We start from the raw sequence: 18,767 nt of genomic DNA, 5'->3' as shown, positions 1-18,767 counted from the left end.
ATAAATGAGGTAAAAATGTTTTCCAACACCAAAAAATTTGCTCGGAGGGGGATGGCACTAGCCGCCGCCTTGGGCATGGCTGCCTTAGGTTTGGTTTCAGTCGGTGCTCCCAGCGCTAACGCCGAGCCTACTACCGGTTTTGATATGACCAAAGATTATACAATCAACGTTTGGCCGCAAACCAATGATGACGGAAAGGGTGATAAGTCCAAAACCGACGGCAAAGACACTCATTGGGATGATGCAAGTAAACTTCCTTCCGGTAAGTTTAAGCTAGAAAAAGGTAATTACGCGGTGAATACCACCGCTGGGTACAATGCTGCTACTAAGGCTACTGTGGATACCTTTAAAGCAGATCCTAATTTTACTGCGCTAGAACAAGAACTTACCGAAGGCAAGACTTCTTTTACGGTAAAGCCAGGTCTTTACAAACTGACCCAGACAGTTTCTCCTGACGGATATCAGTCAGCACTTCCGGCACTTATCCTGGTTCCAATGACCGATAAAGATAAGGGAACTTGGATGGATACCGTGACCGTTTATCCCAAGAACGGGAAAGCTGGAGTTATCAAAAAGAAAGACATCACCCCTGATACCCAAGCGATCATCCCGGGGTCGGAAATGACCTTCCAGATTGATTCGCCGATTCCCACAATGCAAAAAGAAGGCAATAAGTTTAATCTTTATCAGATTACTGATACGCCCTCGAAAGCCCTGAAGGTGGATAAAACTAACTCTAAGATTCAGAAAGTTGAAATCGTTGATGGCCAGAATCTGACACCGTTAAAAGAAGCCGATTATGAACTTCTTGATGGGGACACCTACGGTATCAAATTTACTACCGCAGGTTTGGGGAAACTGCAGAATAATCAAGGTAAAGTTGTCCGCGTAACCCTAACAGGTAAAGTTGCTCCCGCTAATGATACTGTGTGGAATGGACCTGCGGCTGACTGGGTAATCGAAAACAAAGCAAGCTATAAGTGGGATTCTGAAAAAGGTGAAAACGGTGGTAACACTACCGGGGGAGGCGATCACCCCACCACGAAGATGGCCAATGTTAAAATCATGAATAAAGATAACGACAAGGACATCAACGACAAGAACGCTGAATTTAGTATTTACTCCTGCGCGGCAAACAGCACCAAGGAAGCTCCTGTAACCATGGGTGAACCTTTGTACACTGGGGTTAAAGCAGGCAAAATCGCTGGCAAGGTGGCAGCGGGTAAGGACCTGTGCATCGAGCAGACTAAAGCCCCCGACGGATATGAAAAAGGTGCGATTCAGCAAGTCCAGTTCACTGCCGAGATGGTTAAGACCGCTATTGATACTGACGCAAACAGCCCGGTAGTTGAGGTTGAATACCAAAACAATCTGAGCACCGACAGCCTACTTTCGAAACTGCCGCTAACCGGTGGAGCGGGTATCGCCCTCTTCCTGATCGTGGCAGCCGGACTCTTGGGCGGAGCATATTACTATGCTCGTCGCAATCGGGTGAACGCATAACTAAAATAAAGTGTCGGGGGAGCAGCCCTGCTCCCCCGAGCACTTAATAGCAAGGCGAAAATTGGGGAAGAAAGAGAAAAGCAGCGGAGCAAGTACGCAGCGTAAAGGCAAAGCCCAACGCAGCCGCGGCTCCACTCTGATTCCCGTAATCCTGGCGTTGGCGGGTATCGCGGTGTTGTTATACCCCGTGGTAGCAACCCAATGGAACAATGCCCGCCAACTCCAGATCGCCTACGAATACTCAAAAAAAGCAAAATACCTTGATAGGCAACAACTGTCTGAATCCTTCAAAGCAGCTCAGGCATACAACCAGCACACGCCGGGGGCTCCCATTCTGGATCCCTGGCTGGCGCGGGTAGCCAAAGACAACAACCCCTATCAGCTCTATCTAAAACAACTAAATATCGTCCCGGAAATGGGGCGTCTGCTAATCCCGGGAATCAAAGTAGATTTACCTATCTACCACGGTTCCCAGCCAGACACCCTAGAACGCGGAATTGGGCATCTGTACGGATCCTCACTCCCAGTCGGGGGCAAAGGAACGCATGCGGTACTCACCGGGCATAGCGGGCTTTCAACAGCCACTTTGCTCGACAACCTCAACAAGGTAAAAAAAGGTGACGCTATCTATGTGCAGGTAGCGGGGCAAAAGCTCAAGTACCAGGTGCGCTGGATTCGAGTAGTCCGCCCCGACCAGGTGAAAAGTCTACAGCGGCAAGAAGGCAAAGACCTCTTAACCGTCCTCACCTGCACGCCCTACGGAATCAACAGCCACCGGCTGCTAGTGACCGGAGAGCGAGTACCGATGGACAAAAAAGATCCCTTCGCTGGACCTGGGAAACTGGAATGGCCATGGTGGATGGGAGCCATAATTTTTGTGGCCTGCCTAGCCGCTCTGCTGCTCGGCTGGTGGCTGTGGAAACAGCGCCGCCGCGACGAGGACGAAAACAATAAAAAATCATCCGGGGATTCACCCCCGATTGCCAGTGGCGGAATCCCCGTCACTGACGCCGAGATGACCACACATTACCCGCCACGAAAAGCAAGGAGGACACAGTGAACAGCACGCAACGCCAGCTGAAAGCAGGCTTGGGGATGCTGGCCGCACTAATGCTCGCCCTGGTACCAACCTCAGCGATGGCCTCACCGCAATCAGATAAACCAGTCGTAGTGGGTGATATCACCGGTCTCGACCCGACAAGTTTCAATCCTGCGCGCCTGGGACAGCTACATATAAGTAAGACCGCTGCCAACCCCTATGATGACCCCAAACCGGGAGCCCTACCCAACGGTCCAGCCGGGGGACAGGTGATTCAGATTAACCGAGTCAAGGGAGTAGATTTACCTACCGCCGACTGGACACAACTGCAAAAGATGACCGTAAAGCAGGCCGAATCCAAAGGCTTAGAACCCGCCAAAACTATGACCACCGATGACGCGGGTAACGCCACCTTCACTAACCTGCCGGTGGGACTCTACCTGGTGAGTGATCAGAAACCGACAGACACCACCCATAAATATGGTCGCATCAAGCCATTCCTGATTACTATGCCCTCCGGTAATCCTGACCTGCACGTATGGACTTTCAATATTTCGGTTGCCCCTAAAATGATGGCGGAAGAAACTCCGGCGCCATCGACACCGCCGCCAGCCAAGCCGCACATGCCCAAGACCGGTGTCTACGTGGTGCCGTTCCTGATCGCAGCGGCCGCGCTCTTTAGCACCGGCATCCTGGTGGCAGCCGCGCGGCGCCGTCGCCAAGACGAAGAAACCCCCGCCGCCGCTAATTAATTCCGCCGTAGCCTAATAACTCCATCCCCCGCGCGGTTCGAAGCCCGCGCGGGGGATTACTATGCGTCGAACCTACCGCGAACCGTGCGCGCGGGAGGAAAAACCTAGTTTCCGCGCAGAAGGTTACGAAAAACAACCCTTGCGCGGCAGAAAATGAGTGTCGCGACACGCCCGGATGCGGGGACGTGGGGTCATTCACATGAGTGCAGCTTGAAAGGGTTCTAGCTGGCGCGTTAAAGTAGTTTACTGGCTCTAGTTGAAAGGTGCGCTCTGCGTACCCGCTCTCCTAGCGCCCGGCAGCAAGAACGCAGGAATCGATTCGTGCCTGGTAAAACAGTTCACCAGGGACCACGCAGATCACCTCCCTAAACTCTTTAGGGATCCTTGCGCTTGCAACCGGCTAAGTTCGCCCTCGCGGGCTTAGCGCAAGCAAGGGAGGAAATCCCCTGGCAGGCCCGGGATAAACACCGGGGAAACATCTACGGAAGAAGAAGAGGTAGACGGAATGGCGGGACAGAAAATCCGCATCCGGCTGAAGTCATATGACCACCAGGTCATTGACTCGTCCGCGAAAAAGATCGTGGAAACGGTCCAGCGCGCGGGCGCCACAGTGGTAGGCCCAGTACCTTTGCCGACCGAAAAGAACACGTTCACCGTGATTCGGTCGCCACACAAGTACAAGGACAGTCGCGAGCAATTTGAAATGCGTACGCACAAACGGCTCATCGATATTGTCGACCCGACGCCTAAGGCAGTCGATTCGCTAATGCGTCTTGATTTGCCTGCTGACGTAAACATCGAGATCAAACTCTAAGGAAAATAATTATGACCACGCAGACCCAGCCGGCTGCCGCAGTACCCACCCGGGCACTTCTCGGCCGCAAGCTAGGCATGACGCAGGTTTGGGATGAGGACGGAAAAGTCATTCCCATCACCGTCGTGCAGGTCGACAAGAACGTGGTGACGCAGGTTCGTGACCAAGAAACCGATGGCTACACCGCCATTCAAATCGGTTTCGGGCAGATCGACCAGCGCAAAGTCACCAAGCCCCTTGCCGGCCATTTCAATAAAGCAGGAGTCAGCCCCCGTCGCCACCTGGTAGAGGTGCGCACCAACGGAGATGACAAATTTAATCTTGGCCAGGAACTGGCTGCCGACATTTTTGAAGTCGGCCAGAAAGTGGATGTTACCGGAAAGACCAAAGGTAAAGGCTTCGCCGGGGTTATGAAGCGCCACGGCTTTGCCGGCGTTTCCGCCTCCCACGGCGCTCACCGTAACCACCGCAAACCCGGTTCCATCGGCGCATGCGCCACCCCCGGACGCGTATTTAAAGGCCTACGCATGGCCGGACGCATGGGTGGGGAACGCAGAACCATCCAGAATCTTAAAATTCAGGCAATCGATGCCGAAAAAGGCATTGTCCTGGTTACCGGTGCTATTCCCGGTCCCAAGGGCGGCATTGTTCTGATTCGTAGTGCAGTGAAAGGTGCGTAACTATGACTAATCTTTCGCTAAACGTAACTGATCCCGCTGGCAAGAAAGTAGGCAGCGTTGACCTGCCCGCCAGCATCTTCGATCGGGATCCCAATATTGCTTTGATGCACCAAGTGGTTAACGCGCAGCTCGCAGCGGCCCGTCAGGGTACGCACTCTACTAAGACGCGTGGCCAGGTGCGTGGTGGCGGCAAGAAGCCGTGGCGTCAGAAAGGCACCGGTCGGGCTCGTCAAGGCTCGATCCGCGCGCCCCAGTGGCGTGGTGGCGGCGTCGTACATGGTCCGCAACCTCGCGATTACTCCCAGCGCACCCCCAAGAAGATGAAGGCTGCAGCCCTGGCTTGCGCCCTGTCTGATCGGGTACGTAAGGATCGTTTGCATCTCGTGTCCCAGTTGGTTGCCGGGGAAACACCCTCGACCAAGGCTGGTCGCGAACATATCGAATCCCTGGTTTCTCAGCGCTACGTCCTCGTAGTTCTGACCCGCCCGGAGGAAGCACAGGTATTGTCAGTGCGCAACCTACCGCAGGTTCACCTGCTGATGGTTGACCAACTCAACACCTACGACGTGCTCAACAACGAGGACGTTATCTTCACCGAGGCCGCGATTTGCCAGTTCATCGCCGATAAGACCGGACAGGAGGCGTAAAGCAATGGCACTCGAGGTTACTAAGAACCCGCGGGATATTATTTACCGCCCGATCGTCTCGGAAAAAGCCTATGGCCTAATGGATCAAGGGAAATACACTTTTGAAGTTGACCCCAAAGCCAATAAAACCGAGATTCGGATTGCCATCGAAAAAATCTTCGATGTGAAAGTCAAGAACGTAAACACGATTGCGCGTAAAGGTAAGCGGGTACGTACTCGCACCGGATATGGTAAGCGGAAAGATGGCAAACGCGCCATTATTACCCTCGCCGAAGGCACAATCGATATCTTCAACGAAGCGTCTGCGTAAGGGGTGAACAAGTAATGGGTATTCGTAAATACAAGCCGACTACTCCCGGGCGTCGCTTCGCGTCGGTTTCCGATTTCGCGGAAATCACCCGTGACCATCCGGAGAAGTCTCTGCTGCGTCCTATCCACAAAACCGGTGGACGCAATAACGACGGCCGTATCACTTCCCGCCGGCGTGGCGGGGGGCACAAGCGCCGTTACCGCGTGATTGATTTCCGTCGTCACGACAAAGATGGGGTGCCCGCAAAGGTCGCCCACATCGAATATGATCCGAACCGCAGCGCCAATATTGCCCTGCTGCATTACGCAGATGGCGACAAGCGCTACATCATCGCCCCCAATAAGCTACATCAGGGCGATCCCATCGAGCAGGGGCCGGCTGCAGATATTAAGCCTGGTAACTGCCTGCCGCTGACCAACATTCCTTTGGGTACTGTGATCCACGCAGTAGAGATGCGTCCTGGCGGGGGAGCCAAGATTGCTCGCAGCGCCGGAGTTTCCGTACAGTTAGTGGCGAAAGAAGGAAAATACGCCCAACTGCGGATGCCTTCTGGGGAAATCCGAAACGTAGAGGCAGCCTGCCGCGCCACTATCGGCGAAGTTGGCAACTCTGATCACGGCAATATCACTTGGGGTAAAGCCGGCCGGATGCGCTGGAAGGGACATCGTCCCAAGGTACGTGGTGTGGTTATGAACCCGGTTGATCACCCGCATGGCGGTGGTGAAGGCCGTACCTCCGGTGGTCGTCACCCGGTTAGCCCCTGGGGCAAGCCCGAGGGTCGTACCCGTCGTCCGAATAAGGCCAGCGATCGCCTGATTGTGCGTCGTCGCCGGACCGGCAAGAAGCGTTAGGTAGGAGAGAAATCATGGCACGTAGCCTAAAAAAGGGTCCTTTCGTCGATGACCATCTGATGAAAAAAGTCGACGCTCTGAATGACGCCAATAAAAAGTCGGTTATCAAGACCTGGTCACGCCGCTCTATGATTACCCCCGATTTTATTGGGCACACTATCGCGGTACACGACGGACGCAAACACGTTCCCGTGTACGTCACCGAAAACATGGTTGGTCACAAGTTGGGCGAATTTGCTCCTACTCGTACTTTCCGTGGACATGATAAGGACGACCGAAAGGCACGCCGTCGCTAGGCGTGCCCGAAGAGAAAGAAGGCAAAGATGGAAGGCATGGCGAAAGCGCGGTTCGTGCGCTCTACGCCGCAGAAGTCGCGTCGCGTCGTGAACTTGATTCGCGGCAAGAACGCCCTCGAGGCCTACGACATCCTGCGTTTCGCTCCTCAAGCGGTCGCAACCGATGTTCGCAAGGTGCTTCGCAGCGCAATGTACAACGCCGCGGCAAAAGCTGATCGGCCCGGTGGCAAAGATACGTTTGCGGAATTAAAGATTTCGCGGGCGTACGTAGATGAAGGCCCCACGATGAAGCGGTTCCGTCCGCGTGCTCAAGGGCGCGCTGGCCGCATCCTCAAACGGACCAGCCACATCACTATCGAAGTTTCTGACGGCAAACAGGAAGAGGAGAACGAGTAATGGGACAAAAGGTTAGCCCTACCGGTTTTCGGCTAGGTATTACCACCGAACACCGTTCCCGCTGGTTCTCGGACTCCACTAAGCCGGGACAGCGTTACAGCGATTTTGTTGATGAAGACGTGCGTATTCGCAGGATTATGGAAAAGAACCTGGAACGCGCCGGTATCTCGCAGATTGATATTGAGCGTACCCGTGATCGGGTACGGGTCGATCTGCATACTGCCCGCCCCGGTATTGTAATCGGTCGGCGGGGAGCAGAGGCGGATCGCCTGCGCGGTGATTTGGAAAAACTCACTGGTAAGCAGGTTCAGCTCAACATCCTCGAGGTTAAAAACCCCGAGATTGATGCGCAGTTAGTGGCGCAAGGCATCGCTGAACAACTGGCTGCCCGTGTATCCTTTAGGCGCGCAATGCGTAAAGGTATGCAGTCAGCGCTGCGCGGGGGAGCCCTTGGTATCCGGGTGCAGTGCTCGGGTCGTCTGGGCGGGGCAGAAATGTCACGTTCGGAGTTCTACCGTGAAGGTCGGGTACCGCTGCATACGCTGCGCGCACTGATCGACTACGGCTTCTATGAAGCTCACACCACCTTCGGGCGTATCGGGGTGAAAGTGTGGATCTATAAAGGAGATCTCACCGAAACCGAATTCGCTCGCAAGCAAGCAGAATCTGGTGGCCGAGGAGGCCGCGGTGGCGCTCGTCGGGGACGCACAGGTCGTGATGGTGGACGCGGCGGGCGTCGCTCTGGACGCGGTGAAGGCCGGCAAGAGGGCGCTGCCCAGGCACCGGCGGAAAAACCTGAGGCTGCTTCCTCAGAAAAAGAGGCACCTGTAGCGGAGGCTGCTGCTGAAAAGCAGGTAGCCGAAGCTGAAAAGCCGCAAGAAAACGGAACGGAGGAGTAACGTGTTAATTCCTCGTAGGACAAAATGGCGCAAACAGCATCGCCCCACTCGTAAGGGCATGGCTAAGCGCGGTACCGAATTGGCATTCGGTGAATACGGGATTCAGGCACTCGATCACGCCTACATTACTAACCGGCAGATTGAGGCAGCTCGTATCGCGATGACACGCTACATTAAGCGTGGCGGTAAAGTGTGGATCAATATCTTCCCTGACCGCCCGCTAACCAAGAAGCCGGCTGAAACCCGTATGGGTTCCGGTAAAGGCTCTCCCGAATGGTGGGTGGCTCCGGTAAAGCCCGGTCGTGTTCTATTTGAACTAGCGGGCGTGTCCGAAGATGTAGCTCGGGAAGCGATGAGCCGTGCGCAGCACAAACTGCCGATTAAGACCCGGTTCATCAGTCGTGAAGGCGGTGATCAGTAATGGCAAAAGGCTTGAAAATGTCGGATCTGGATATGCTAGATGAAGAACAGCTATCCAAGAAACTAGACGAAGCTAAAACTGAGCTGTTCAATCTGCGTTTCCAACTGGCCACCGGCGCCGGTGAAGATCGCGGACAGATCGGGCAGTTACGTCGCGATATTGCCCGCATTTACACCATCGCTAGAGAGCGGGAGCTCGGTATTCGTACCGCTCCGCAGGTTGAGGAGTAGGATTCATGAGCGAAGAAACAGAGAAAACCGCTACTGTGGAGCGTAATCACCGTAAGGTACTGCAGGGTTACGTGGTGTCCGATAAAATGGACAAGACGGTAGTTGTGCAGGTAGAAGATCGTGTCAAGCACCGGTTATACGGCAAGGTTATTAACCGTCGTAAACGCTACAAGGTGCATGACGAAAACAACGAATGCGGCATTGGCGACTTGGTACGGATTATGGAGACTCGTCCCCTGTCCAAGACCAAGCGTTGGCGGGTTAGCGAAATTATCGAAAAAGCCAAGTAGATTTACCGCTTTTTAAGGTAATCGTTAACGCTAAGGACGATAAGATCCTCTAGGCTGATTGCTTTAGCCGCAAGGCGCGGGGTAGTTTAAACCGGGTTTTACCTGGTTTTCTACCCCGCGTCTTTTTGCATATTTGTACCCGAAATCCACGCACGATTTGTAAATGTCAAAATGATAAGTCAAAGAAGTGGACAAACCGAAAAGTTTCGGTTAGATTGAGGGGCGTGGTGTTTTGAGCAATGGATGCTCATAACTCCCACTCAAACGATAGCCAATGGTGGCTGGGTAAGGAGTCTATATGTCAGATAAAAAGAAAATCGGCGTAGGGGTTATTTCCCTGGGCTGGATGGGACGTCTGCATACTCGCTCGTATAAGGCGATGGCAGAACGTTTCCCAGAGCTGGGTGCCGATGTGCGCCTGGTGGTAGCTTGCGATCCAATCGCAGAAACTCAAAAACTGGCAACTGAAGCTTTGGGATTTGAAAAAGCGGTTGCTGACTATCGGGAAGTATTGGCAGATCCAGAGGTAGATGTAGTTTCTATCTGCTCGCCAAACTTCCTGCACCGCGAGATTGCGGTTGCGGCGGCAAAAGCCGGTAAGCCTTTTTGGATTGAAAAACCGATGGGGGTTAGTGCTGAACAGTCCCGTGAAATCGCGGAAGCTGCAGCACAGGCGGGGGTAAATACCGCGGTTGGTTTCAACTATCGTCACACCCCGGCGGTTGAACAGGCGCGGGAAATGATTGCCGAAGGTAAGTTGGGGCGGATTACCAATGTCCGCTGCTGGCTCATCGCTGATTATGCCTCTAGTCCGGACGGTCCTTACACCTGGCGTTATGATCGGGAAAAGGCCGGTGCCGGAGTCGTCGGTGATCTAATGAGTCATGGTGCTGATTTGGTGCAATATATTTTGCGTGATCGGATTAGCGCGGTTTCGGCCCTCACAGATGTTTTCATTAAAGAGCGTCCTATCCCTACTAAGGTCGGAGTTGGCCACACGGGTTGGGAGGTTAGCGACGAAAAGAAAGAGGTCGGAAACGAAGACTACGTTGCTATGATGGTGCGTTTTGATTCCGGAGTGGTTGGTACCATGGAATCTTCCCGCGTTAGCGTGGGGCCGCGTGCCGAGTATGTTGTTGAAGTTTATGGTACCGAAGGCTCCGTACGTTGGAACTTTGAGTACCTTAACGATCTGGAAGCTTGTATTGGGCAGGACAACGGTGTTATCCACGGCTACGTTCGTTCAATGGCCAATCCTCACTATCCACATTTCTCGCGCTTCCAGCCAGGAGCAGGGACTTCGATGGGCTTTGACGATATGAAAGCGGTTGAATGTTTCCAGTTCCTGTCAGGAGTTTTAACGGGCAAGCAGGTAGCGCCCTCGGTCGCCGATGGTTGGTCTGCCGCTGAAATTGATGAGGCTACCGTTGCCTCAGCTGCGGACGGACGTTGGCATGAGGTCGCTAAGGTAAGCGGCTCCACCACCTACGATAAGTAACTTAATCCCCTTCAAAAAGAAAGTTAAATCAGTGGAATATAATAATGAAAAAACTCCTCTAAATGAGTTGAGTAAAGAAAAACTGCACGATATGGTGCAGTCCACCCCGGCCTCGGGAAAGCATCGCGGAGTGCTTGCGGTGGCAGCCGTCGCGACTCTGGGCTCCCTGCTGTTCGGATATGACACCGGCGTTATCTCCGGGGCTTTGCCCTATATGTATATGCCCCACGGTGCGGGCGGCATGGGGATTACTCCTGCGCAAGAGGGCGCGATTGGTGGTATTCTCACGCTAGGCGCCGCCTTTGGTGCACTATTTGGAGGACGCCTCTCTGACCGTTACGGTCGTCGCCATAACATTATCTTGCTGGCTATTTTGTTCCTGATTGGTGCACTCGGAAATACTTTTGCTCCCAATATTTGGATTATGCATCCATTCCGTCTAATCCTGGGGTTGGCAGTTGGTGGAGCCTCGGCAACCGTGCCGGTATTCCTGGCAGAAACTGCACCTAAGCGTATCCGCGGTACTATCGTGGCGGTAGACCAGCTGATGATTGTGGTCGGGCAGCTTTTGGCCTTCTCTATGAACGCGATTATTAACTCTGCTCACGGTGGCCCCCAGATTACTGTGAAATCGGATCCTGCAGGGGTAGTGAAGGCTGGAGAGTACTCTTGGGATGCCTTGAATGAGATTGTTTTCAAGCACCTTGGTAGCAACGATGTGCAGGCAGCTCATGATTTCATCTCCAATATGACGGTTTCCGCTGGTAACGGTGCGGCCTGGCGTTGGATGATTGTACTGTGTTCAGTGCCTGCAGTTGCCCTGTGGCTGGGGATGCATATGATGCCAGAATCTTCCCGCTGGCACGTGCTGCAGCAGGAAGTATACGCCGCTATTGGATCCCTTAAGCGGGTACGTGACTCCCAGAAAGATGGCGATCTTACCGAAGAGCTGCACGAGATGATTGCGGCTCGCCAGAGCCAAGAACATGGCAAGAAGGGTACTTTCCGCGATGTCATGAGCACTCCGTGGCTGCGCAAACTGATGTTTGTGGGTATTTTCCTGGCGATTGTCAACCAGACTACCGGGGTAAACACGGTTATGTATTACGCGCCTAAAGTATTGGGCGTAGCGGGCATGGGAACTTCTGCCGCGATTACCGCGCAGGTTGCTAATGGTGTGATGAGCGTGATTGGTTCGGCAATCGGGTTGATCCTGATTACCAAGTTCCGCCGGCGCACCATCTTGATCTGGGACGTTACTCTGGTAGGTATCTTGTTGCTAGGAATCGCGATGATTTTCCACTTCGTGATTGCTCCCCATGATGCAGCAGGCACTGTGCCGGTATGGGCAGGATACTTGGTTTTGGCGATGATGTCTGCGTTCATGCTAGTGGTACAGTCTTCGAATGGTACTGTGGTATGGACGATGCTCGGTGAAATGTTCCCCGCGAATGTGCGCGGAATTATGAATGGTACTGCGATCTTCTGCATGTGGATTATGAACGCCATTATCACCTGGACTTTCCCGCCGATGATTGCCGCTCTGGGCGGAGGACCCACCTACGCGATGTACGGGGTGCTGAACCTGATTGTTGCGGTGGTGCTGTTCAAGATCATGCCGGAAACTTCCGGTCGTTCCTTGGATGAGATTGAAGCCTACATGGAGCACATTTACAGCAAGTAAGTGACAAATCTACAGATGAAAATCTGTAGGTCAGTTACCTAATACGCGGGGGCGAGCTTAGCTCGCCCCCGCGTTTGCTTTTACTGATAATACTGGCGAAACCGATGGTGGGATTAATCCCGAGCTCATTCCTAAGTAGTGGTGAAGTCGGAAGAAGGGGCGTACAGGATATTGAGTATAAATACTTGCAGGGAAAGGTTTTCCCTCCCGCCGAAGAATTTGGAAAGCGTCGCTACGTTTTCCAAATTCATATGCCCCCGTACTACCTGTTCGGATAAAATCTCTCCCCGCGGTTCAGATCTGTCCCACACTTGCGGCTAGAACAGTAGGAATACTGCGGAAACGATGGTTAGGGCAGTGACAATCGGGTCAAATATTTTATTGTCGATGCGCCCGACCCACCAGCGCCCCAGGAGAGCTGCTCCGAGAACCAGGGGAGCTAAGGCCAAGGCAATCAGCAGCATTTGCCGGTCAATCAGGCCAATGCCAGCAGAAAAAGGGAGTTTTAGTAGATTAACGATAAAGAAAAACCAGGCTTGGGTGCCTAAAAAGCGCCGGACTTCAAAACGGGAGGCCAGAAAATAAAGGGAGACTACTGGGCCTCCAGAATTTGCGGCCATTGTAGTGAAGCCAGAAAGGGAACCGTAAAATAGGCGCGCAGCTAGGGAGGAGCTCATGGAGGTACCCAGGTCACGACCATGGCGGCGGGCATACCAGATTAACCCCAGGGTGAGGGCGGTTAACGCCAAAATAATAATCCCGATGGAAACTTTCATCACCTGGTTTGAAACCTTTGCTAGGAAAATTGCACCGATTACTACCCCCACTGCCACCGGTGGAAATAGGCCACGGAGGACTCTCCAGTCAGCGTCCTTGCGATAGGTCCAGACTGCCAACAAATCCCCGGTTAATAGTAGTAATAGCATTAGGGCAGTAGAGGGGCGGGTGGGCATTACTGCTGCCAGAATTGCCACCGGAATGCATGCGAGTCCTGGCAATGCTGTTTTTGCCAGTCCGCACATCAGGGCGCAGGCCGCTAAGGTTGCAATTAAGCCCGGGGTAAGAACCAACACCGTTTTTCCTCTCTCTTGGGGACATAGGGTTGAAACCTATAAGTCTAGCTACGAGGTTATTGTACTTACAATTTATTGGGAAGAGACTAACGGTGAAGCGTAAGTACACGCCCTTTTAAAAATAGCTGATTATCTGTGTCCTTGGTCCTGAGCTAATCTTCTCTAGTTTGAAAGTAACCAGATAAATATACTATTTTGTAAAAATGTATGGACAAAGAATTGAATCTGGTCAATACTGGAAATAGCCGACAGGGGTGGCAGAGTTAGCCGCAGCTGCAAGGTCAAGAAAGTTTTTACACTAAACTCTAGCGAAGGAGCAGGACATGACGATTCCCGAGACAATGAAAGCCGCAGTTCTACGTGATATTGACAAAGGTCTGGAAGTAAACGAGATTCGTACCCCCCATCCCAAGGCGGGAGAAGTGCTTATCAAAGTTGCAGCCTGCGGACTTTGCCATTCTGACCTACATGTAATCGGGGGAGCCATCGATTTCCCCAAGCCTTGTGTCCTTGGGCATGAAGTTGCCGGACAAATCGTTGAACTAGGAGAGGGTAATGAGCATACTGGCCTGAAGGTTGGACAGTATGTTTCGGGTGCATTCCTGATGCCCTGTGGGCAATGTGAGGCTTGCTCCTCTGGACGTGATGACCTTTGTGCACCTTTCTTCGACCTCAACCGTCTGCAGGGTAAACTCTATGACGGAAGCACTCGCTTGGCTGATTTAGACGGTAGCGAAATTGCCATGTACTCCATGGGTGGGCTTGCAGAATACGCGGTGGTGCCTTCCACTTCGGTAGCGGTTGTTCCCGAAAGTATGGATTTGGTTTCTTCGGCAATTATCGGCTGTGCGGCAATGACCGCCTTCGGTGCGGTACGTCGCGGTGCAGACCTGCACTTTGGAGAATCGGTAGCGGTAGTAGCCACTGGGGGCGTTGGCTCGAACATTATTCAGATTGCCAAGGCCTTCGGGGCGAGCCAGATTGTGGGCATCGATATTTCCGATGACAAACTGGCCAGCGCCAAGGAATTGGGGGCGACCGACGTTATCAATTCGGTTACCCAGGATGCTCGCGCGGAAATTTTGAAGATTACTAATGGGCGGGGCGTGGATGTGGCCTTTGAGGCGTTAGGTAGGCCAGAAACTTGGACTACCGCACTAGATGTTCTCAAAGATGGTGGACGGATGGTGCCGATCGGTTTGGGAGCCGGGGTGCAGACCGCGCAAGTGGAAATCAATCGACTAGTGCGTCGTTCCCAGCACATTTTGGGTTCCTACGGTGCACGCACCCGTCAGGATCTGCCGGAAGTAATCCGCATGGCCGATCAGGGTTTGATTGATTACCAGAAGATTGTTACCAAGCGGGTTCCTCTGGAAGAAGCCGGTGCCACTTACAAGCTACTTGCCAAGGGTGAGGTGCAAGGCCGTGCGGTAGTAGATATGTCACTATAAGCTAGGCGCTTACCGTTAAAATACCTAGGTAACTGGTAGTTACCGCATTAGGGCGGGCGTGTTCTTATTAAGGAAGGACGTGCCCGCCCTTTTGCATCCTCTGGCTGTTGTTAAGCATCTGCCGGGGCATATCCTCTGGCTAATTCTGCTCGCGCCTGTTCTTTAGAGTGTTAATTCGGAGAGGGTGGGAAAATAGAGGTGATAAAGGCTTCTCGCTGGGTGGGTGGTTATGCCGCTGATTGCCGGCTGGGAGAGCAGTGTAACTGTAAACAAAAATGTGGGGCGGATGGATACCCATCCGCCCCACTAACTAACAGTCTTGAGAGAGTCTGCCAAGCTCAGGAGCTTTCTGCAGCCAATCGTATGATATTTGAGTGGTAACCCGACTTTAGTAGCAGCCTGATTTATTAGTACTGCCACCCAAGGTTGCGGGTCTACATCACTTTTCCTCAGCTCGGTTAGACTTTAGGCGTCGCTGGCGGCGACGCACATTGGGTTCTTGTTGGCAACTAAAACTGTTGCCGCTAGTAACCTATTCTCCCTTGAGTTCGAAGTATAGCTGAGTCCAAGCAACTCCAAGAGTGCTAGCGGCGGTCATTAATCCGCCCAGGATGGTGGTAATCGCAGAAGCTGCAACTATGCCGACTAGGGTAATTCCGGCGCCAGCGAACATTAGCGCGATAAACGCAACAGCAGCAACCAGGCTCGGCTCTTCTAGCCGAGAAGAAGTCATCGAGATTGACGGTGCAACCAAAATAGCCATTTTTATTTTCTCTCTTTCTGTTCTTCCGATTCGGAAAGTTCCGGTTGAACTTTCTCCCTCGTGGAAACGTTTACATGATTACTATATGAAGCTTCTGCTTTGGGGTCAATGTCAGGACAAAAGAAAATGAGAATGTTGGGGTGGAGTGAGTATTGCGAGGGAGCAAATCTGCAGCTAGGAGCCTATTATTGTAGATTAAAGTAACTTATGTGAAAACGATTACATAGTTACCGGAAGCTGGAAAATACTGAAAATTCACCACTGAATAGCAGACGCTTCGGCTGCTTTGAATTTTTGATCCTAAAAGGGTCTACCTCCAAGAATGCGCAGGATATAGGGGGTTAAATCAGCCAGGGGAGGAGATGCTTGGTTTTAGGCTTTACAATAGCTGTTTGGCTGGCAACTAGGGTGAAGGGAAAGAAAAGATATGGGCGCGGTTAAAGCGATGGTGTTTGACCTGGATGGTACTTTGGCTCCCTCAAAGCAGGAGATGCAAGCTGGGTTGGCTAAGGAGTTCGCCCGTCTTACCCGCACTCTTCCAACCGGAGTGATCAGCGGGGGATCTTTTAATCAGTTTTCGCGGCAGCTGCTAGCTCCCCTGCAGACACTAGTGTTTTCACCGGAAAATCTGCATCTTATGCCTACCTGCGGCACTCGCTACTACCGGTTTAAAAATGACGAGTGGCGGGCGGAGTATGTTTTGGAAATGGATCAAGCGCTTGCCAAGCGAGCAAAAAAAGTAATCGAGGAAGTAGCTCGTTCCTTGGGGTATTGGTGCGACCATCCGGCAGGGGAAATCATTGAGGATCGCGGCTCCCAATTAACCTATTCCGCCTTAGGGCAACAAGCAGGTAGAGAAGAAAAGGAAGCCTGGGATCCTAGCGGCAAAAAGCGGGCAGAAATAGCCACCTGTGCTGGGAGGCTACTGCCGGAACTTACGGTACTTTCAGGTGGTTCCACCTCGGTTGATATCACCATGAAGGGGATTGATAAAGCCTATGGGGTAGGGGAATTTCTGGAACAAACCGGATTTGATCCTGGGCAGGTACTGTTTGTGGGGGATCGTCTTGATCCGGATGGAAATGACTACCCGGCGGTACGCACCGGGGTGCAAACCTGCGCGACTTCCGGACCGGAGCAAACCCAAGAAATTATTACGCAGGTGTTGTCCGGATAAAAACCGCGTATTAGGCGCGGCAACTAGGGATGTATTGTTGGGGAGTCCGCTCTAAGTTCACGGTGAATAAACTCGGTTCTACCTTGCTTCCTGGCCTGTTAACGGACTAGGGCGCCCCTACCTGAGTGACTCCTGGGTATTTCTTTAGTGTCTGCACGAGCGTATCTACCCAGCGTTTGGCCCCCTCTTGATCCGGATGTACGCTGTCCGAGGCCAAATGGTCTTGGATGGTAGCAGCGACTTGATCCCACCTGACGACCAGGGTGTCTTTAGGGTGGGCGGCAGCGTAAGCTATCAAAGCCTCGTTGGTTCTAGTGATCCAAGGGGCGCTGGCTGGGCCAAAACCGGTTACCAGAACTAAATGGTGGTCGGATCCTAGGGCTTGTCGTACCGGATCAATTTCTTCGGTACTTAAGTCGGTGTTGGTGGCCAAGCTGATCACTACCCAATGCCCCAATTGACCAGATTTCTTGTATTGGTTGATCAGGGATACCGCCTTTGGCCAGGCGCGAGAAACCTCTGCATCTACCACGGCGCCCGGGAAAACACTTTGAATCTCGCCCTGAGAGGCGAGCATTACCGAGTCTCCCAAAAAAGTTATATTAGATCCCACCGGTTGAATTGGCAGACCGCGGGGCGATGCTTTAGGGGAATTCGGTGAATTACTAGGAGGGTTGGATTGTACTTCGCGAACGGGGGACTTAGCGGCTTGCCCTCGTTCAACTGCCTCTTGCGCGGAGGTTTTTGCTGGAGCCAAAACTACACTGACAATAACTGCCGCAGTGAAAGTGCAGACCGCTATCCACCGGCAAACCGTAATGAAGGGGCGCTTCCTAATTGGGCTCATCCAACGTTTTAAAGTAGGCAAGATTCCGCACTTGCGCATCGGGTTCTCGATCCAGCGATAAGTTACGGCAGCTAAAAATGTTGAAGCCATTGTTACTACCAGGGCGTTTATTAATGGGTTGAGTAGAGGAGCAATGGTGCGTGCAATAACTAAAATCGGCCAATGCCATAGATAAATGCCATAAGAACGTTCTCCTAACCAGACAAAGGGCCTGCTGTCTAGTATTAAAACCAGGGGAGAAATTATAGTTTTTTTGATGATTACCGGTGCTAAAACCGCTTGGATAACCGAGGTAGCAGCTAGGCAAACTATCAAAGTTAGCCAGGGGTAAGTGTATTGACCTTGATCGGGAACGAAATAGAAGCAAACCAACAGTGTAATAAAGCCGAAAGTGCCAGCTAGACCCCGTACTTGCGCTCCCTTGGCAGGAGTAACTGCGCGAGCTAAGGGGGTGCGAACTGTGAACGCCAGTGCCGCTCCGATCATTAAACCAAAAGCATGAGTGTCTGATCCCATATAGGCGCGATTCAAATCATCGGGTGCTAATAGTCCCATGAGGATGGCGGATCCTGCCGCCAAGGATAGTGCGGTCAGGACTTTTAGAGGGCGCGGAAGTAGCACTAACAGCAGTATTATCAATGGCCAAAATAGGTAAAACTGTTGTTCTACCGCCAGTGACCACATGTTAGTAAATAAATCAGGATTGGAAAGGTTGAAATAGTCTTCGCCCTTGAAAATCTTTAACCAGTTGTAGGTAAAGGTTAAAACCCCTAAGAGCTGGAGTTTTATTCCTACCAAAAGGTCGCGGGATACGAAAAGTCCTGCAATAGTACAAGAAAAAGCGGTAGCGGCAACTGCCGGTAAGAGGCGGCGGATTCGGCGCAGCCAAAACCTGGCGATCCTCACTTTGCCGAATTTTTCGTAATCTCGTAGCAGTAAGGCGGTGATTAGAAATCCAGATAGCACGAAGAATACGTCTACCCCCAGGAATCCTCCCGGTGCCACCTCTGGCAACAAGTGGTAAAGCAAAACCGCGCCGCAGCCTATCGCGCGTAGGCCATCCAGCCCTAAAATCCGGTAGCTGCTTTTAGGGGTTTGGTTATTGCGGGGTGCAGGGGGGATAGCGGAAACAGGAGGGGAGGGGAT

Annotated in this window: 21 protein-coding genes; 18 read left to right on the top strand and 3 right to left on the bottom strand. The window is 52.6% G+C overall.

The window, feature by feature from the left end:
* Positions 1-15 precede the first annotated feature (15 nt).
* The 16 genes from EFB02_RS00105 to EFB02_RS00030 all read left to right on the top strand — a co-directional run bounded on the left by EFB02_RS00105 (position 16) and on the right by EFB02_RS00030 (position 12,310).
* Entirely contained in the window at positions 16-1,503 is a 1,488-nt protein-coding gene (locus EFB02_RS00105) for a SpaH/EbpB family LPXTG-anchored major pilin (protein WP_122819279.1), read from the top strand.
* A 61-nt stretch (positions 1,504-1,564) separates the two neighbouring features.
* Positions 1,565-2,563 carry a class C sortase gene (locus EFB02_RS00100; protein ID WP_234992669.1) on the top strand — a complete coding sequence of 333 codons (999 nt, stop codon included), beginning with the start codon at positions 1,565-1,567 and terminating at the stop codon, positions 2,561-2,563.
* Positions 2,560-3,294 carry a pilin N-terminal domain-containing protein gene (locus EFB02_RS00095; protein WP_122819277.1) on the top strand — a complete coding sequence of 245 codons (735 nt, stop codon included), beginning with the start codon at positions 2,560-2,562 and terminating at the stop codon, positions 3,292-3,294. The genes EFB02_RS00100 and EFB02_RS00095 overlap by 4 nt, the downstream gene beginning before the upstream one ends.
* A 505-nt stretch (positions 3,295-3,799) precedes the next feature.
* The gene (gene rpsJ / locus EFB02_RS00090) at positions 3,800-4,108 is read left to right on the top strand and encodes a 30S ribosomal protein S10 (RefSeq protein ID WP_022864279.1); all 309 of its coding nucleotides are present in this window, start codon (positions 3,800-3,802) and stop codon (positions 4,106-4,108) included.
* 11 nt (positions 4,109-4,119) lie between these two features.
* Positions 4,120-4,788, top strand: a complete 669-nt coding sequence (rplC, locus tag EFB02_RS00085) for a 50S ribosomal protein L3 (RefSeq protein ID WP_122819275.1) — start codon at positions 4,120-4,122, stop codon at positions 4,786-4,788.
* Between the two features lie 2 nt (positions 4,789-4,790).
* Positions 4,791-5,435, top strand: coding sequence for a 50S ribosomal protein L4 (gene rplD / locus EFB02_RS00080; RefSeq protein ID WP_122819273.1), 645 nt, complete (start codon positions 4,791-4,793; stop codon positions 5,433-5,435).
* A 4-nt stretch (positions 5,436-5,439) separates the two neighbouring features.
* Positions 5,440-5,745 (top strand): 50S ribosomal protein L23, encoded by a 306-nt coding sequence (gene rplW / locus EFB02_RS00075; protein ID WP_022864276.1) that lies wholly within the window; start codon positions 5,440-5,442, stop codon positions 5,743-5,745.
* A 14-nt stretch (positions 5,746-5,759) separates the two neighbouring features.
* Positions 5,760-6,596 (top strand): 50S ribosomal protein L2, encoded by an 837-nt coding sequence (rplB, locus tag EFB02_RS00070; protein ID WP_122819271.1) that lies wholly within the window; start codon positions 5,760-5,762, stop codon positions 6,594-6,596.
* A 14-nt stretch (positions 6,597-6,610) separates the two neighbouring features.
* Positions 6,611-6,892, top strand: a complete 282-nt coding sequence (gene rpsS / locus EFB02_RS00065; protein WP_022864274.1) for a 30S ribosomal protein S19 — start codon at positions 6,611-6,613, stop codon at positions 6,890-6,892.
* Positions 6,893-6,919: 27 nt separating this feature from the next.
* Positions 6,920-7,288: a 50S ribosomal protein L22 gene (gene rplV / locus EFB02_RS00060; RefSeq protein WP_122819269.1), complete on the top strand. Its 369-nt coding sequence runs from the start codon at positions 6,920-6,922 to the stop codon at positions 7,286-7,288.
* A complete protein-coding gene (rpsC, locus tag EFB02_RS00055) occupies positions 7,288-8,187 on the top strand; it encodes a 30S ribosomal protein S3 (protein WP_122819267.1) in 900 nt (299 codons plus the stop codon). The genes rplV and rpsC overlap by 1 nt, the downstream gene beginning before the upstream one ends.
* Position 8,188: 1 nt before the next feature.
* On the top strand, positions 8,189-8,608 hold the full coding sequence (rplP, locus tag EFB02_RS00050; RefSeq protein ID WP_122819265.1) for a 50S ribosomal protein L16: 420 nt from the start codon (positions 8,189-8,191) through the stop codon (positions 8,606-8,608).
* Positions 8,608-8,838 carry a 50S ribosomal protein L29 gene (gene rpmC / locus EFB02_RS00045; RefSeq protein ID WP_122819264.1) on the top strand — a complete coding sequence of 77 codons (231 nt, stop codon included), beginning with the start codon at positions 8,608-8,610 and terminating at the stop codon, positions 8,836-8,838. Before rplP ends, rpmC begins: the two co-directional genes overlap by 1 nt.
* 5 nt (positions 8,839-8,843) lie before the next feature.
* The gene (rpsQ, locus tag EFB02_RS00040; RefSeq protein ID WP_122819262.1) at positions 8,844-9,128 is read left to right on the top strand and encodes a 30S ribosomal protein S17; all 285 of its coding nucleotides are present in this window, start codon (positions 8,844-8,846) and stop codon (positions 9,126-9,128) included.
* Between the two features lie 298 nt (positions 9,129-9,426).
* The gene (locus EFB02_RS00035) at positions 9,427-10,626 is read left to right on the top strand and encodes a Gfo/Idh/MocA family protein (RefSeq protein WP_122819260.1); all 1,200 of its coding nucleotides are present in this window, start codon (positions 9,427-9,429) and stop codon (positions 10,624-10,626) included.
* Between the two features lie 91 nt (positions 10,627-10,717).
* On the top strand, positions 10,718-12,310 hold the full coding sequence (locus tag EFB02_RS00030) for an MFS transporter (RefSeq protein ID WP_122820578.1): 1,593 nt from the start codon (positions 10,718-10,720) through the stop codon (positions 12,308-12,310).
* Between the two features lie 317 nt (positions 12,311-12,627).
* Here EFB02_RS00030 and EFB02_RS00025 read toward each other — a convergent pair whose 3' ends face one another.
* Positions 12,628-13,383 carry a sulfite exporter TauE/SafE family protein gene (locus EFB02_RS00025; RefSeq protein ID WP_268811509.1) on the bottom strand — a complete coding sequence of 252 codons (756 nt, stop codon included), beginning with the start codon at positions 13,381-13,383 and terminating at the stop codon, positions 12,628-12,630.
* Between the two features lie 323 nt (positions 13,384-13,706).
* Between EFB02_RS00025 and EFB02_RS00020 the strand changes: the two genes are divergently transcribed.
* On the top strand, positions 13,707-14,834 hold the full coding sequence (locus EFB02_RS00020) for a zinc-binding dehydrogenase (protein WP_122819258.1): 1,128 nt from the start codon (positions 13,707-13,709) through the stop codon (positions 14,832-14,834).
* Positions 14,835-15,366: 532 nt separating this feature from the next.
* Here the strand turns inward: EFB02_RS00020 and EFB02_RS00015 are convergent.
* A complete protein-coding gene (locus EFB02_RS00015; RefSeq protein ID WP_122819256.1) occupies positions 15,367-15,597 on the bottom strand; it encodes a hypothetical protein in 231 nt (76 codons plus the stop codon).
* Positions 15,598-16,024: 427 nt separating this feature from the next.
* On the opposite strand from EFB02_RS00015, the gene EFB02_RS00010 reads away from it, so the two are divergent.
* Positions 16,025-16,774, top strand: coding sequence for an HAD-IIB family hydrolase (locus EFB02_RS00010; protein ID WP_122819254.1), 750 nt, complete (start codon positions 16,025-16,027; stop codon positions 16,772-16,774).
* A gap of 106 nt (positions 16,775-16,880) precedes the next feature.
* On the opposite strand, the gene EFB02_RS00005 is transcribed toward EFB02_RS00010, so the two are convergent.
* Positions 16,881-18,767 (bottom strand): acyltransferase family protein (locus EFB02_RS00005; RefSeq protein WP_160115329.1); only part of this gene is annotated, 1,887 nt, incomplete at its 5' end.

The sequence above is a fragment of the Varibaculum vaginae genome (genome assembly GCF_900604285.1).
GTDB classification, from domain to species: domain Bacteria; phylum Actinomycetota; class Actinomycetes; order Actinomycetales; family Actinomycetaceae; genus Varibaculum; species Varibaculum vaginae.
The sequence above is the reverse complement of the archived record's forward strand: the minus strand, read 5'-3'. Positions and strand labels throughout refer to the sequence as shown.